A 16,379-nucleotide genomic window follows, 5' to 3' on the forward strand; every position below is an offset into this window, starting at 1 on the left:
GCAAGTTCACCGAACCGGCGCCGCCTTCAGCGCCGCCGCAACGGCCTCGCGCAGGGGCTTGGCCTGATAGTTGTTGTCATACAGCGTCGGGCGCTTGGGCTTCTTGTCCTCGCGCAGCCACTGGTTCTGCAGCCAGGAATATTTGTCGACCATGCCCCAGGCCAGAACCTCCTTGGTCTGACGGTAGGACAGCATCAGGTCGAGATAGCCCTTGGCATAGGCCGCAACCGCGGCGTCGCGGGGGCCGAAGTCCAGGATCAGACCCTTGTCGTGGACATCGAACTCGGTGATCAGCAGGTCATAGCCCATGCCCGTAGCCTCATCGAGGAAGGCGCGCCATTCCTGCTCCTGGGGTTTGCCGAAACCGGTGAAGCTGTCGGCGTTCTCGGCGCCGATATGGGCCTGGACGCCCAGGGCGTCGATCGGCGTGCCGCGCTTGCGGAAGCCTTCCAGCAGCTTGAGCACGCCGTAGCGGTGCTTCTCGTTGCCGACCTCCCAGCTCATATAGTCGTTATAGACCAGGCGAGCCTTCGGCGCGGCGGCGCGGGCGGTGTGGAAGGCCAGATCCAGGGTCTGTTCGCGACCCAGGATGTCGGACAGGACGGTGTTGCGCACCGAGCCGTCGGCCGGATCGACGGTCTCGTTGACCACGTCCCACGAGATCATCTGCGGATAATGCTGGCACAGCTTCTGGATATGCTCGGTCAGCATGGCCTCGGCGGCGACCTTGGGCTGGGGGCCGAAGTCGTGGGTCTTGATCCAGGCCGGGAACCACTGCGGGTGGTGCCACAGCAGGGTGTGGCCGCGCAGGGCCTGGCCGTTGGCCTTGGCGAAGTCGGCGATGCGGTCGGCGCGCGAGAAGTCGAAGGCCTGCGGGCCGGCGGCGCGGATCACGTACCACTTCAGCTCGTTCTCGGGGACCAGCACGCCGCACTCGTCCTTGAGGATCTGGCGAAGGCGAGCGTCCTCGAACGAGCCGGTGAGCGACCCGACGGGGCCGGCGCCGACGGCGCTGCCGAAGATCAGGCCCTTGTCGCGGGCGAGGCTGGCCAGCGAAGGCGTCGGCGCGGCCAGGGCCGGCAGAGCCGTCATCGCGCCGGCGGCGCCCAGACCGAGGGCGGCGCGACGGGACAGGACCGTGGGAAACGAACGCATCGCCTGAGCCTTCAGAAAAAACGCGCACCGCCGGAGACGATGCGCGGAAAGGTGGAACTGTGGGAGTGCCCGGGCCCCAAAGGCGGAGCCCGTTTTCGAAAGTCGCGCCGGCCCGGGGGAGACCGGACCGGCGCGGTTCCCGAAACCTAGAAGCTCGCGCGCACCACGAAGGTGTAGCGACGGTCGTTCATGAACCAGGAACGGCCGGTCTTGAGCAGGTCGTTGTTCAGCACCTGGCTGGTCATGGTGGTTTCGTTCAGCAGGTTCACGCCCTGGACGCCGACCTTCATCTTCGGATTGACGGTGTAGAAGAACGAGCCGTCCAACTGACCGGTCGCCTCGTTCATGATCGGCGCATAGGGCACGATCACGTCGCGGACGGTCAGCAGGAAGTCCGAGCGCCAGTTGTAGGCCAGACGGGCCGAGATCGGACCCTTCTCATAGATGGCCGCGAAGTTGGCGTTGTGCTTGGACAGGCCCTGCAGCGGCAGGAGGCTGGTGTCGACCGTGGTCACACGACCGGCCGCCACGTCGGGATCGGTCGCCGACAGCGTGCTTTGCGGCACGCCATTGCTCTCGATGTAGGAGTAGTTGGCGTTGATGCCGAACCCATCCAGCGGCTTGGGCAGGAAGTCGTAGAACTGCTGGTAGCCGATTTCGAAGCCCTTGACCTTGGCCTTCTTGTCGGAATTGCCCGGCGTGGTCGTCACGACATCGAAGGTCGCGCCATTATTGGTGAACGGCACGCGCGAGGTCGTGTTGGTCGCGACGTCGGTCAGTTCCTTGTAGAAGGCCGCGACGGTCAGCGAGCCGACCGAGGCGAAGTACCATTCCACCGAAGCGTCCAGGTTGGTCGACTGGGTGGGCTTCAGATAGGGATTGCCGACCGTGACATTGCCGCTGGGCCGGCCGTTGGAAATGCCGTCGGCATTGGTGTTCAGCGACAGGTTATAATAGTTGCGGGTCAGGCCGATATCCGGCGGAGCCAGGGTCTTGGATGCGCCCAGGCGGTACTGAAGACCATTGGGCATGACCACCTTCACATTGAAGCTGGGCAGCCAGTGGTTGAAGTCCTTGCTGGCCGTGGTCGGGGTCACAGCGCCATTGGCCCAGGCCCGCGCCGCAGCACGAACCGACGGCGCCAGTTGGCAGAACGGGGTCGGAGCCTGGCCCACCGGCACGATGGCGCACTGGGCGTCCGTCGTGAAGTTGCTGTTGGGGAACGCCAGGAAGCCTTCGGCCTCGCGGGTGGTCGAGGTGTAGCGCAGACCGATATTGCCGCTGACCCGAGCCGCGCCAATGTCGCCCTTGAAGCGCGTCACCACATAGGCGGCCTTGTTGACCTCGTTGACCGGGTTGACTTCCTGCGGAAGGAACGGCGTTCCGGCGATGGTGTTACAGCGCTTGGCCAGGGGCACCCAGTGCTGCGGGCAGCCATTGGCGCCGTTGCGCGGTTGCCATTCGTCACCGACCAGCAGGGCGAAGTCGGACATGGTCTTGTAGTCGATCGCCGCATTGCCCGCATAGAACAGACGCGCGTCGGTTCCGGTCGGCAGCGGGGTCTGGCCGCGCATGAAGTTGGGGAAGCCCCACAGTTCCGCAGCGCCGGCGGTGGTCGAACCGGCCCCGCCGAGCGGGTTGCTGTCGACAATGCCGTCGACCTTGTCGTCGAGCCAGACCGGACCGTTATTGCCCCAGATCTCGCTGAGAACACCCCAGTTGTAGCTCGAGAAGCGCGTGGTCTGGTCGCGTTCGGCCCAGCGCACGCCGGCCTTGACCGAGTCAAACCAGGTGTCGTCGTTGAACTTGTATTCGACGTCGACCTTCAGCGAGTCCTCGGTGCCTTCGGACTGCTCGATGTGATCCATCGCCGAGCGCCAGAAGTGGTTGTACGGATCGCTCAGATTGGCATGCGAGCCGCGGCCATAGGACGGGCAGTTGTTGTTGATCGGCAGACAGTTCGACGGGGTCAGGCCGTTGCCCGGCAGCGAGAAGGCCACCGTCGGCAGATCGTTGCCGTTCAGGGTGATGGCGGCGTTCTGGAAGGTCGAGTTCCAGATGCCGACATCGATATTGTCGACCTTGGAGTCAACGTGCTGGGCGTCGAACTGGAAGCCCCACTTTTCGTTCGGGGTCCATTTGAAATTGAAGCCGTAGTCGCTGGTCAGATAGGTCTGATCAACGTCGCGGCGGATATTGTTCGACTGCAGGCCGTCGGTCGGGGTGCGCGGATCGGAGAACTGGTCCGAACGCCAGCCGTTGGTGCCGGTGATGGCGCCGTTGGTGAACACGCCGCGGTCGTCATAGCTGAAGGTCGTGCCGGCGACGGCGCGCGAGTCGCCGTTGCTTGTCACGTTGTCGGTGGCGATTTCCACCGCGTGCTCGGTCCAGGCCGAATTCGACTCTGAACGCAGGTACTGGAAGGCCGCTTCCATGGAGCCGTCGGTGCTCTTCCACTGCACCGCCGCCCCAGTGCCCTGACGCTCGCGTTCGGTGGTGGTGGAGCGGAACGCCGCGCCGCGCGGGAACCACACGCCCTTGGCGCCATTGCCGCAATTGCTGCTGGTTACGCCCAGATTGGTGCGGCAGCCGAAGTTCGACACCTGGATGGCGTCACTGCGGGTCGACAGTTCGGAATTGACGTAGCTCAGCAGCAGGCCGAACTCGCCGACATTGGTGTCGAACCGGTCACTGTAGAGGAAGGAATAGGTCGGCTTCCACGACTTGACCATGTCGCCATAGCTGGCCTCGGCCGACAGCGAGAGCAGGCGCTTCTTGCTGTCGAACGGCAGGCGCGTGCGCAGGTTGACGGTGCCCGAGATGCCGCCCTCGATCATGTCGGCGGACGGGCTCTTGAACACGTCGACGCCGCCCATCAGTTCCGAGGGAACGTCGGCGAAGCTGAGGATGCGGCCGTTATTGGCCGAGAAGGTGTCGCGGCCGTTCAGCTCGGAGCGCACGAAGTTCAGACCGCGCACCACGACGCCCGACCCTTCGACCGAGAAGTGGTCCGGGTCGACGCCGGCGGCAAAGCGGTTGATCGACACGCCGGGCACGCGCTGCAGGGCTTCGGTGACCGAGCGGTCCGGCAAGGCGCCGATGTCTTCAGCGGTGATCGAGTCGCCGATGATCTCGGACGACTGCTTGAGCGCCTGCGAGCTCTTCAGGCTCTGGCGGATGCTGGTGACCACGACCGCGTCAACGGCGACGGCGTCATCGGTCTTGGTCTGGGCGAACGCAGGCCCGGCGAAGATCGCCGCGCCAAGCGCCACGGCGGATGCGCCGCATTTCAAACCCGACATCAATGAATTTTGCCCGCGCTGCGCAGACGGCCTCTGAAAAGAGCCCATGTGTCTCACCTCCCCTTTTTTGGGTAGCGCACGTTAGCGCTACCATTGGTCATGTTACCGTGACCATTATTGGTCAGATCATATGACAGATCACCGGCTGTCAAGCGTTGCCACTCAGACGCGGCTCACGTAGCTGTGCAAAGGGGAGATACTTGGAACGAAGGGCTTCAAGGGCGTGTCGCCTGCACGACAGTCGCACCCAGGGCCTTTTCTACCTACGGTTTCCCCCCGATGGTTTGACCACCTGAACCGGAACTTTCCGTCCGGATAACAAGACGATGACAACCAAAGACAGCGTTGTCAATTTACAGTTTGTCGCAAAGGCCGTTCCGTCAGAAAGGGCCGTGGGACAAATGGGGAGCGGAGGAAGCAGCGCGATGGATGACACCGGGAACAACGGTATCCGAAAAATCGTCATCGTCGGCGGCGGCACTGCAGGCTGGATGACGGCGGCCGGGCTCAGCGCGGTGCTGGGCGATTCGCGCGTCACCATCGACCTGGTTGAATCGGCCGAGATCGGTACGGTCGGCGTGGGTGAGGCCACCGTGCCGCACATCCGGAATTTCAATGCCAAGCTGGGCCTCGACGAGGCCGACTTCATGCGCAAGACCCAGGCCACCTACAAGCTGGGCATCGAGTTTCGCGACTGGGGCCGGAAGGGCGAGAGCTATATTCACCCCTTCGGCGGCTTTGGTCAGGGCATTGGCGGGGTCGCTTTCCACCAGCATTGGTTGCGGGCCAGGGCTCGGGGCGAGGCCGACGGCATCGAGACCTACAGCCTGCCGATCGTGGCCGCCCGGCTGAACCGGTTCGCCCCGCCCTCCTCTGATCAGCGCTCGCTGGGATCGACCTTTTCCTACGCCTACCAGTTCGATGCGGGGCTCTACGCCCAGTACCTGCGGGCCTATTCCGAGGCGCGGGGCGTCCGGCGCACCGAGGGCAAGATCCTGGATGTCGCGTTGCGCGGCGAGGACGGCTTTGTCGAGGCCGTGACCCTGGAAAGCGGCCAGCGGATCGAGGGCGACCTGTTCATCGACTGCTCCGGCTTCCGGGGCCTGTTGATCGAGCAGGCCCTGAAGACCGGCTATGAGGACTGGACCCACTGGCTGCCCTGCGACCGGGCGGCGGCCGTGCCCTGCGACGCGGTGGAGCCGCCCACGCCCTATACCCGCGCCACCAGCGACGAGGCCGGCTGGCGGTGGCGGATCCCCCTGCAGCACCGGGTGGGCAACGGCTATGTCTATTGCAGCAGCTATATCAGCGACGACGAGGCGGCCCGAGTGCTGGTCTCCAAGCTGGACGGCAAGGCTCAGCAGGACCCGCGCTTCCTGCGGTTCGTCACAGGCCGCCGCAAGAAGCAGTGGAACCGGAACGTCGTGGCCATTGGTCTGGCCTCCGGCTTCCTGGAGCCGCTGGAAAGCACCAGCATCCACCTGATCCAGGTGGCCATCTCCATCCTGCTGGAACTGTTCCCCGAGCGCGGCTGCGCCGGCGCCGACCAGGACGAGTACAACCGCGTGATGGACCTGGAGTTCGAGCGCATCCGCGACTTCCTGGTGCTGCACTATCACGCCACCCAGCGCGACGACTCCGCCTTCTGGCGCGACAAGGCCGCCGCCCCCATCCCCGACAGCCTGGCCTACAAGATGGAGCTGTTCCGCGATCGGGGCATGGTGGTGAAGTATCGCGACGGCTTCTTCCTGGAGCCCTCCTGGCTGGCCGTCTATCTGGGCCAGAACATCCTGCCGCGCGGCTATGACCCGATGGCCGACGCCGTCGATCCGGGCGAGGCCGCCCGCAAGCTGGCCGAACTGAAGGCGGCGGTGCGACGCACGGCCGAGTCCATGCCGGGACACCAGGCGTTTATCGACAAATTCTGCGACGCGCGGGGGGCGGCATGAGCGCCCCGCCCCTGGGCCGGGTCGCCATCATCGGCGGCGGTGTCGAGGCCTGGATGACGGCCGCCGGCCTGGCCCGCGCTACCGGTGGCCAGGCCGCGATCCGTGTCGTCGAGACCGGGCCCGTCATGACCGGCGCACTGTCCACCCTGCCCTCGCTGCGATCGTTCCACACCCTGCTGGGCCTGGACGAGGCGGCGCTGATGGCCGCCACCCTGGCGACCTACAGGCTGGGCTCACGGTTCAGCGGCTGGACGCCGGGCGCCAGCTTCTGCGACGCCTTCGGCGAGATCGGGGCCAGTCTGGAGGGCGTCGGCTTCCACCACTACTGGAGCCGCCTTCGCCTGGCCGGCGACGCCACGCCGCTGGATGACTACAGCCTGGCCGCCGTCATCGCGCGGCTGGGCCGGTTCGCCGGCCCCGACCCAGACCCGCGCTCGCCGCTGTCGACCCTGACCTATGGCCTGCACCTGGACGCCGGCCTCTATGTGGACGTGCTGCGGCGCCTGGCCCTGCAGGGCGGCGTGGCCGCCAGCGCCGGCGAGGTCGCAGAGGTGGTTCGCGACGGCCAAAGCGGCCACATCGCGGCTGTGGCGCTGGCCGACGGCGAGCATGTCGAGGCGGAACTCTTCGTCGACTGCACAGGCCCTGCCGCCCTGCTGATGGGAGACGAACCGTTCGAGGACTGGTCGACCCTGCTGCCCGCCGACCGCGCCGTGCGGATCGCCGCGCCGGTCCAGACCGACGCGCCGCCCCTCACCGAGATCGAGGCGACCGCCGAAGGCTGGCGCTGGCGGATCCCGCTGCGCGACCGACTGGATGGCGGCCTGACCTATCGCGCCGAACTGACCAGCGACGAGGCGGCCGTGAAGGCGGCCTGGGCCGGCCTGCCTGCAGAGGGCGCCTCGGAGCCCCGGTTCATGACGATCCGCAACGGCCGGCGGGCCCGCGCCATGGTCGGCAACTGCGTGGCCATCGGCGGCGCGGCCGGCAGGGTCGAGGCCGTGGACGGCGCTGATATTCATCTGATCCAGAGCGGCGTCACCCGCCTGATCGCCCTCTTTCCCCGGCCGGGCGGCGCGCCGGTGGCCGCCGAAGAGTATAACCGCCTGGGCGGGGAGACGTTCGAACGTGTCCGCGACATGGCCATCCTGCACTATCGCCGCGCCGGCCGCCACGACGGCGCGATCTGGGACCTGGGCCGCGACGCCCCCGTTCCCGACAAGCTGGCCTACCGGATCGCCCAGTTCGAGAGCCGCGGCCGGGTGGTGATGTATGACGAGGAGAGCTTCCTGGAGCCCAGCTGGATCGCCGCCTTCATGGGTCACGGCGTGCTGCCGGGGCGCTACGATCCGCTGGCCGACAGGATGCCGCTGGAGCGCGCGCGCATGACCCTGGAGCGCATGCGGCAGATCTTCCGCCAGACGGCCGAGCGGGCGCCGACCCACGCGGCGGCGCTGGCGCGGGTGGCCCCATGAACACCAACCCCGTCCGCAAGGTTCTGATCGTCGGCGGCGGCACGGCCGGCTGGATGACGGCCGCCGCCCTGGCCAAGGTGCTCAAGGGCGTCGAGGTCACCCTGATCGAAAGCGACGCCATCGCGACCGTCGGCGTCGGCGAGGCGACGATCCCGCCGATCACCACCTTCAACCAGATCCTGGGCCTGGACGAAGCCGACTTCATGCGGGCCACAAAGGCCAGTTTCAAGCTGGCCATTGAGTTCGTCGACTGGACGGCGCCGGGCTCGCGCTACCTGCACCCGTTCGGCGGCTTTGGCCTGGATATCGAGGCCATCAAGTTCCACCAGTTCTGGCTGAAGGCCCAGTCGCAAGGGTCCACCCAGCCCCTCGACGACTTCAACCTGTCGGCCACGGCGGCGCGGATGGGCCGGTTCATGCTGCCCAGCAAGGACCCCGGCCAGGTGCTGTCGAGCCTGAAATACGCCTTCCATTTCGACGCCGGGCTCTATGCTCGCTACCTACGCGACTACGCCGAAAAGCGCGGGGTGATCCGCCGCGAGGGCAAGGTGGTGGATGTGTCCCTGCGCGGCGAGGACGGCTTCATCACCTCGGTCACCACCGACGGCGGCGCGGTGATCGAGGCCGACCTGTTCATCGACTGCTCGGGCTTTCGGGGTCTGCTGATCGAACAGGCGCTGGACACCGGCTTTGAGGACTGGGGCCACTGGCTGCCCAATGACCGCGCCGTGGCCATGCCCTGCGACACTGGCGGCGATGGCCTGACGCCCTATACCCGGGCCACGGCGGATGCGGCCGGCTGGCGCTGGCGCATCCCGCTGCAGCACCGCACCGGCAACGGCTATGTCTATTCCAGCCAGCACATCAGCGACGACGACGCTGTGGCCCGTCTGCGCGCCACCCTGGACGGGCCGGCCCGGGCAGAGCCCAATTTCATCCGGTTCCGGGCCGGGCGGCGCAAGCAGATCTGGGTCAAGAACTGCGTCGCCATCGGCCTGGCCTCGGGCTTCCTGGAGCCGCTGGAGAGCACCAGCATCCACATGATCCAGGCCGGGATCACCAAGCTGCTGGCCCTGTTCCCCGACAAGGGTTTCGACCCGGTCGAGATCGCCGAATACAACCGCCTGACCATCCTGCAGACCGAGCTGATCCGCGACTTCATCATCCTGCACTTCAAGGCCAATGAACGCCCCGAGCCCTACTGGCAAAGGGCCCGCGAGATGGCGATCCCCGAAAGCCTGCAGCGCAAGATCAACCTGTTCGCCGCGCGGGGGCGCCTGTTCCAGTCGGACTACGACCTGTTCGCCGAGCCGTCCTGGATCGCCGTGCTGCTGGGTCAGAACATCCGGCCGCGAAACTATGATCCGCTGGTCGACACCCTGGACGAGCAACTGGTGCGCGGCCAGATGCAGCGCCTGGCCGCCCTGGTGCGCCAGACCGCCCAGGCCCTGCCCACCCACGAAGCCTTTATCGCCCGCTACTGCGCCGCGACCGAAATCGAGAAAGCCCGATGACCAGCGTCAACCGTCTTCGCAAGGTCGTCATCGTCGGCGGCGGCACCGCCGGCTGGATGACCGCCGCCGCCCTGGGCCGCTTCCTGACCCGCGACGGTCAGACGGAGGTGACCCTGGTGGAATCCGAGGCCATCGGCACCGTGGGCGTCGGCGAATCGACGATCCCGCAGATCAACATCTTCAACCGCATGCTGGGCGTCGACGAGAACGAGTTCGTTCGCAAGACCAAGGCCACCTTCAAGCTGGCCATCGAGTTCGTCGACTGGAAGGCGATCGGCCACAGCTATCACCATCCGTTCGGGCCCTATGGCGTCGACATGGAAGCCGTGTCGTTCCACGCCTATTGGCTCAAGCTGCATGGCCAGGGCCTGGAGCCTGATCTGGGGGCCTACTCGCTCAATGCCGTCGCGGCCCGGCAGAACCGGTTCATGCGTCCCAACGGACAGGCCAATTCGCCGCTGGGCGCGATCGCCTATGCCTTCCAGTTCGATGCCGGCCTCTATGCCCGCTTTCTGCGCGACTATGCCGAGGCGCGCGGGATCGTGCGGCGGGAGGGCAAGATCACCACGGTGCAGCAGGACGGCCTGACCGGCTTCGTCACCTCGGTCACCCTGGAGAGCGGCGAGATCATCGAGGGCGACCTGTTCATCGACTGCTCGGGCTTCCGCGGCCTGCTGATCGAGCAGACCCTGCAGACGGGCTATGAGGACTGGTCGCACTGGCTGCTCAATGACCGCGCCGTCGCTGTGCCCTGCACCCTCGGCGGATCGAACGCCCCGGTCACCCGCGCCACCGCCCGGCCGGCCGGCTGGCAATGGCGCATCCCGCTGCAGCACCGCCTGGGCAACGGTTACGCCTATTCCAGCGCCCATATCAGCGAGGACGAGGCCACCGCCTATCTGCTGGCCCACCTGGACGGCGAGCCCCTGGCCGCGCCCAACCCCATCCGCTTCAAGGCCGGCCGCCGCAAGAAGAGCTGGAACAAGAACGTGGTCGCCATCGGACTGGCGGCCGGCTTCATGGAGCCGCTGGAAAGCCAGTCGATCCACCTGATCCAGGTGGGTATCGCCCGCCTGCTGGCCATGTTCCCCGATCGCGATTTCCGCCAGCCTGACATCGACCGCTACAACCGGGTGATGGCCTTCGAGTACGAGAAGATCCGCGACTTCATCATCCTGCATTTCAAGGCCACCCAGCGGAACGACACGCCCTACTGGGACTATCTGCGGGAGATGAGCGTCCCCGACTATCTGACCGACAAGATCGCCATGTTCGAAAGCTATGGCCGAATCTTCCGCGAGAACGACGAGCTGTTCAACGACACCTCGTGGTTTGCGGTCATGGTCGGCCAGGGCCTGCTGCCCAGGGGCTATGACCCGATGGTCGACGTGATGAGTGACGAGGAACTGGTCCGGCGCATGGCCGACATCAAGTCGGTGATCGCCAAGTCGGCCGAGGTGATGCCGGGGCATTTCGAGTTTATCAAGGCCAACTGCGACGCGATGGGGTGAGGCCGGCGCGCCGGCGCCCTGTGTCATTTCGCCCCGCCGCCCTTCATTGAAACGCCCAGTCCATGCGTGCATGGTCGAAAGCCTGGATCAGGCGGGGGCGCGGCATGTTGATTCTCGATACCGCACCGGACCTTGAACGGCGGCGTCTCGCGGCCCTCTGGGCGTTGGACATTCTCGACAGCGTCGATGAGGACGGCTTCAACGACCTGGTCGCCGAGGTCTCCGAGACCTGCGACACGCCGATCTCCCTGATTTCCCTGGTCGACACTGACCGCCAGTGGTTCAAGGCGCGGGTCGGACTCGATGCGCAGGAAACCCCGCGCGACGTGGCCTTCTGCAACCACGCCATCCAGACGCCGGCGCTGTTCGTGGTCGAGGATGCGACCCAGGATCCCCGCTTCCTGGACAATCCCCTGGTCACCGGAGCGCTGGGCATTCAGGCCTATGCCGGCGCGCCCTTGACCACGGTCGATGGTTTGCGGATCGGCACGCTTTGCGCCATCGACACCCGGCCCAAGCGCTGGACGCCGCGCGAGTTGCGCTGCCTGGAACGCCTGTCGCGCGTCGCCATGACCATGATCGAGACCCGGGCCGGCGCCCGGGTCGCCGTCGCCCAGATCCAGACGCTCGAGGACTTGCGTCGAAGCGACCAGCGCTATCGGACCATCATCGCCGCCATGCGCGAAGGGGTGGTGCTTCAGGACCAGGCCAGCATCATTGTCGAGCACAACGCCCATGCCGCGCTGCTGCTGGGCATGACCAGCGACCAGCTGGCCGGCCGTTCCTCGGCGGATCGCGACTGGAGCCTGGTCACGGCCGAGGGCGCGCCCCTGACCGTCGACCAGCAGCCTTCCATGCAGTGCCTGCGGACGGGCAAGCCCGTTCTGGATTTCATGCTGGGTGTCAACCTGCCCAACGGCGACCAGCGCTGGTTGAACGTCAATTCCCTGCCGATCTTCGAGGGCGACGACCCCACCCCTGCCCAGACCCTGACCACCTTCGTCGACATCACCCAGCTGAAGCGTCAGGAGGTCGCCCTGATCGAAGCGCTCGCCGCCGCCGAGCGGGCCAGCGCGGCCAAATCGACCTTCCTGGCCAATGTCAGCCACGAGATCCGCACCCCGCTCAACGGCGTCATCGCCCTGGCCAAGGCCCTGTCGCGCCTAAAAATGCCCGACCGCCAGCGCGAGATGGTGGACATCATCGTTCACTCGGGGGAGTCGCTGGAGCGCATCCTCAACGACCTGCTCGACATCGCCAAGATCGAGGCCTCGCGCATGGAGCTGGAGATCGCGCCCTTCGATCTTGTAGCCGAGATCCATACCTGCACCGACCTGATGCGCCTGCGCGCCGACGGCAAGGGCATCGCCTTTGATGTCGCCTTTTCGCCCGAGGCGAACGGCTTCTTCCTGGGCGACGCCTTGCGGTTGCGACAGGTGGTCGCCAATCTGACGGCCAATGCCATCAAGTTCACCGACAGCGGCGGCGTCAGCCTGAGCGTCGAGGTCGAAACCCTCGCTGCGGGAGATTGCCGGCTGAAGGTCACCGTCAACGATACCGGCATCGGCCTGGACCCGGATGTGCTGCCCCGGCTATTCGAGCGCTTCGTGCAGGGCGACGACACCGTCACCCGGCGCTTTGGCGGCACCGGACTGGGCCTGGCCATCTGCAAGACCCTGGTGATCCTGATGGGCGGCGAGATCGAGGCGCGGGCGCGTCCCGAAGGCGGCAGCAGCTTTGCCTTCAGCTTGCCCCTGCGCCGCGCCGAGGCGCCTGCTGCGGCCGCCCCTGAACAGGGAGCCCCCGCACTGCGCATGGATCAGCATCTTCGCGTCCTGCTGGCCGAAGATCATCCCGTCAATCGCCGGGTCGTCGAGCTGCTGCTCGAACCGCACCAGGTCGAGCTGGTGCTGGCCGAGAACGGGGCCGAGGCCTTTGCCAAGTTCAGTGAGTCGCAGTTCGACGTTGTCCTGATGGACATGCAGATGCCGGTGATGGACGGCCTGTCGGCTACGGCCAACATCCGTCGCTGGGAAGCGGCGATGCAAAGACCGCCGACGCCGATCGTCATGATGACGGCCAACGCGTCGACCGACCACCGCGAACAGGCGATGGTCGCCGGCGCCGACGGGTTCATCACCAAGCCGGTGACGCCAGACAGCCTCTATGCCGGGATCGACGCGGCCTTGTCGCTCAGCACCGCCGCAGCCTGAGCCCGCTGCGCCGACAGGCGCAACAAGGTCTGACCTATAGCTTTTGCCCTTAACGGCCCCCGTCGGGTTCAATGCCCCTGGCGGGCTGCGATCTGCCATGCGCCGGCAACGCGGCGGGATTCGACGCCTGTGGGGCGGTGCGCGGCCCGCAAGGTATGACCACATTGACTTGAAAGGCCTTACCTCTTAACTCTGCAATCCTGTGACCGCTACCACCGCAAGGCGGCCAAGGACGAACGAGCGCGTACAGCGCCGTCTCAAGGGGAGAGAAACATGCCTTCATCCGCACGCCACAATGCCGGCCGTCGCCTGGCCCTGATCGGCGCCACCTGCCTGTCGTCCGCTTTCATGGGTCTCGCCGCCCAGGCCCAGACCCCTGCAGGCGGGGCGGCCGCAGCGCCCGACACCGTCGAGGAAGTGATCGTCACCGGCTTTCGCAAGAGCCTGACCGACGCCACCAACGCCAAGCGCGACAGCGTCTCGTTCACCGAATCCGTCTTCTCCGAGGACATCGGCAAGTTTCCGGACGCCAACATCGCCGAGTCGCTGAACCGCATTCCCGGCGTGCAGCTGACCCGCGAGATCAACGGCGAAGGCCTGAACGTCGCCATCCGCGGCCTGGGCACCAACTTCACCAAGGTTCTGCTGAACGGCGCCCAGGCGGCCGTGGCCTCGTCGGGCCGCACCGACAGCCAGAACCAGAACCGCGAAATCGATCTGGACCTCTATCCGACCGAACTGTTCACCCGTCTGGATGTCCACAAGACTCCGACCGCCGGTCAGGTCGAGGGCGGCGTCGCCGGCGTGGTCAACATGCGCAGCGCCCGGCCCTTCGACTACAAGGCCGCCGGCCAGCTGACCTATTCGATCCAGGCCGGCAAGAACAACCAGGCCGACGACATCAGCCCGCGCGGCTCGCTGATCGGCAGCAAGACCTGGGAAACCCCGGTCGGCGACATCGGCGTGCTGGCGGGCGTGGCCATCGCCCGCAACAAGTCGACCACCGAGGGTTTCGAGACCATCGGCTGGACCAACGCCAACATGAGCTGCTCGGGCTGTAACACCACCGGCGGCAACGGCTTCAACTGGGCCTCGACCGTCCCGGCCGGCGTCACCAGCAATGGCCTGACGCCCGGCCAGACGGTCGACACCGCCCTGCTGGCCTCCCTGAACCCGGGCACCAGCCTGGTGCAACTGAGCGACGCGCTGATCCCGCGTCTGGGCCGCGACAGCTGGAGCTCGGGCGAGCGCAACCGCGACTCGCTGATCGTCTCGCTGGAATGGCGTCCCAACGACGCCCTGAATGTCTATCTCGACACGATGTACAGCCAGGCCAGCCGCGAGTTCGAGCGGATCGACATGAACTGGGTGGTGCGCAACTCCAACTTCATGGTCCCGGTGGGCGTCAAGGTCGACGCCAACAATGTCGTCACCGAGGGCAGCTTCCTCAACTCGCAGTTCTTCCTGGAATATCGTCCCTACAAGGAAGACGTCGAGGTTCTGAACCTGAACCCAGGCTTCACCTGGCGCCCGACCGACTGGCTGAAGCTGGACGGTCAGGTCAACTGGAGCCGCAGCGTCTTCTTCCGCGAGGCCCCGACCGTGCTGTTCAACAGCCCGCTGGGCCAGGGCATGACGGTGACCTATGCCAATAACGGCGGCGATCGCCCCTCGATCAAGCCGAGCAAGAACCTCAACGATCCCGCCCTGGGCTGGGTCTGGGCCGGCGGCCGCGTCAACATCCAGAACGAGAAGCGCGTCACCTCCACCGAGGGCGCCCACTTCGACCTGACGATCGGCGACGACAAGGCGATGAACTTCAAGGTCGGCGCCGCCTATGACGACGTCAGCCGCTCGATCACGGCCATCGACAACAGCGGCCGCTGGCAGACCTTCACCTGCGGCGGCGGCGGCGTCACCCCGCAAAGCCCGGCGCCGACCCCGGTCCCCGGGTGCGACGGTCGCGCCGGCTCGGCCGTCCCGCTGGCCAGCCTGGCCAGCTACATCACCCCCGGCCCGCTGGGCTTCGTGACGCTGGACAAGGACAAATTCTTCAACGCCACAAACTATGACGCCTTCAACGCGGCGGCGCCCTTCTCCAACTCGGCCGCCACGGGCGCGGCCTCGGGCTTCATCCGCGAGAAGACCACCGGCGCCTATGCCGAATTCAACGGCGTCACCCAGGTGCTGGAGCGCGACCTGCGGATCAATGGCGGCGTGCGCTACTACAACACCGAGCAGACCATCCAGGGTCCGCAGACGGTGAACGGCGTCACCTCGTTCCTCAGCCGCGTCACCAAGTATGACGGCATGCTGCCCTCGTTCAACGCGGCCTGGAACCTGAAAGAAGACATCGTCCTGCGGATGAGCGCCTCGCGCACCATCACCCGCCCCAACCCGTCGGCCATGCTGCCGGGCACCACCTTCAGCGATCCCTCGGCCCAGCAGGCCAACCAGGGCAATCCGAACCTGCAGCCCTATCTGTCGAACAATGTCGACTTCGGCGGCGAATGGTACACGGGCGGGGCGGGCTATGTGGGCGTGGCCCTGTTCCGCAAGGAGCTGACCGGCTTTACCGTCAGCGGCAACAACACCATCCCGTTCCTGCAACTGGGCGTGCCCTACGACCAGCTGACCAATCTGCAACAGCAGGCGATCACCAACCGGGGCGGCCCCAGCGCCGCGACGGTCACGGTCAGCCAGCAGGTCAATGCCGATGGCGTCCTGACCATCCAGGGCCAGGAAGTCACCTGGGTGCAGCCGCTGGACTTCCTGCTCGACGGCGCCGGCTTCACCGCCAACGCCACCCATGTCGAGCAGAACCCGCGCGGCAACGGCGCGCCGGCCAAGGCCGTGGGCGTCTCGCCCTGGGCCTATAACGTCACCGGTTACTACGAGAACCACGGCGCGACGGTTCGCCTGTCCTATGTCTGGAACGACGCCCAGATCTCGTCGGGTCCCAACCAGAACGGCATTCCGCTGGCCGAACTGGGCACGGACGCCCGGGGTCAGTGGGACCTGTCGGCCAGCTATCAGTTCGAGACCCTGCCGACCTCGCCGCGCGTGACCCTGGACGTGATCAACATCACCGAAGAGCCGCAGCGCAGCACCTTCCAGTACGACAACGCCGCCTTCACCTTCTACCAGCCCGGTCGCCAGATCGTGCTGGGCATCCGCGGCAAGTTCTAGGTTTCGCCGACCCCGCCGCCGCGTACCCACGCCGCGGCGGGCCTTTCTCCCCTCACCACCTTTCGCGCGCC

The 16,379-nt window shown here is 66.3% G+C and carries 8 protein-coding genes; 6 read left to right on the forward strand and 2 right to left on the reverse strand.

Features of this window, described 5'->3' with window-relative positions:
* Positions 1 to 6 precede the first annotated feature (6 nt).
* Positions 7 to 1,155 carry an endo-1,4-beta-xylanase gene (locus ACW17Z_RS06185; RefSeq protein WP_492058013.1) on the reverse strand — a complete coding sequence of 383 codons (1,149 nt, stop codon included), beginning with the start codon at positions 1,153 to 1,155 and terminating at the stop codon, positions 7 to 9.
* 146 nt (positions 1,156 to 1,301) lie between these two features.
* On the reverse strand, positions 1,302 to 4,457 hold the full coding sequence (locus ACW17Z_RS06190; protein WP_492058014.1) for a TonB-dependent receptor: 3,156 nt from the start codon (positions 4,455 to 4,457) through the stop codon (positions 1,302 to 1,304).
* A 425-nt stretch (positions 4,458 to 4,882) separates the two neighbouring features.
* Between ACW17Z_RS06190 and ACW17Z_RS06195 the strand changes: the two genes are divergently transcribed.
* The 6 genes from ACW17Z_RS06195 to ACW17Z_RS06220 all read left to right on the forward strand — a co-directional run bounded on the left by ACW17Z_RS06195 (position 4,883) and on the right by ACW17Z_RS06220 (position 16,308).
* Positions 4,883 to 6,406, forward strand: a complete 1,524-nt coding sequence (locus ACW17Z_RS06195; protein WP_492058015.1) for a tryptophan halogenase family protein — start codon at positions 4,883 to 4,885, stop codon at positions 6,404 to 6,406.
* Positions 6,403 to 7,881, forward strand: coding sequence for a tryptophan halogenase family protein (locus ACW17Z_RS06200; protein ID WP_492058016.1), 1,479 nt, complete (start codon positions 6,403 to 6,405; stop codon positions 7,879 to 7,881). The genes ACW17Z_RS06195 and ACW17Z_RS06200 overlap by 4 nt, the downstream gene beginning before the upstream one ends.
* Positions 7,878 to 9,395 (forward strand): tryptophan halogenase family protein, encoded by a 1,518-nt coding sequence (locus ACW17Z_RS06205; protein WP_492058017.1) that lies wholly within the window; start codon positions 7,878 to 7,880, stop codon positions 9,393 to 9,395. The genes ACW17Z_RS06200 and ACW17Z_RS06205 overlap by 4 nt, the downstream gene beginning before the upstream one ends.
* Positions 9,392 to 10,906, forward strand: a complete 1,515-nt coding sequence (locus ACW17Z_RS06210; protein WP_492058018.1) for a tryptophan halogenase family protein — start codon at positions 9,392 to 9,394, stop codon at positions 10,904 to 10,906. The genes ACW17Z_RS06205 and ACW17Z_RS06210 overlap by 4 nt, the downstream gene beginning before the upstream one ends.
* Before the next feature lie 104 nt (positions 10,907 to 11,010).
* Positions 11,011 to 13,119: an ATP-binding protein gene (locus tag ACW17Z_RS06215; RefSeq protein WP_492058019.1), complete on the forward strand. Its 2,109-nt coding sequence runs from the start codon at positions 11,011 to 11,013 to the stop codon at positions 13,117 to 13,119.
* Between the two features lie 273 nt (positions 13,120 to 13,392).
* The gene (locus tag ACW17Z_RS06220) at positions 13,393 to 16,308 is read left to right on the forward strand and encodes a TonB-dependent receptor (protein ID WP_492058020.1); all 2,916 of its coding nucleotides are present in this window, start codon (positions 13,393 to 13,395) and stop codon (positions 16,306 to 16,308) included.
* Positions 16,309 to 16,379: the final 71 nt, after the last annotated feature.

This window comes from Caulobacter sp. GSs2 (genome assembly GCF_058680895.1).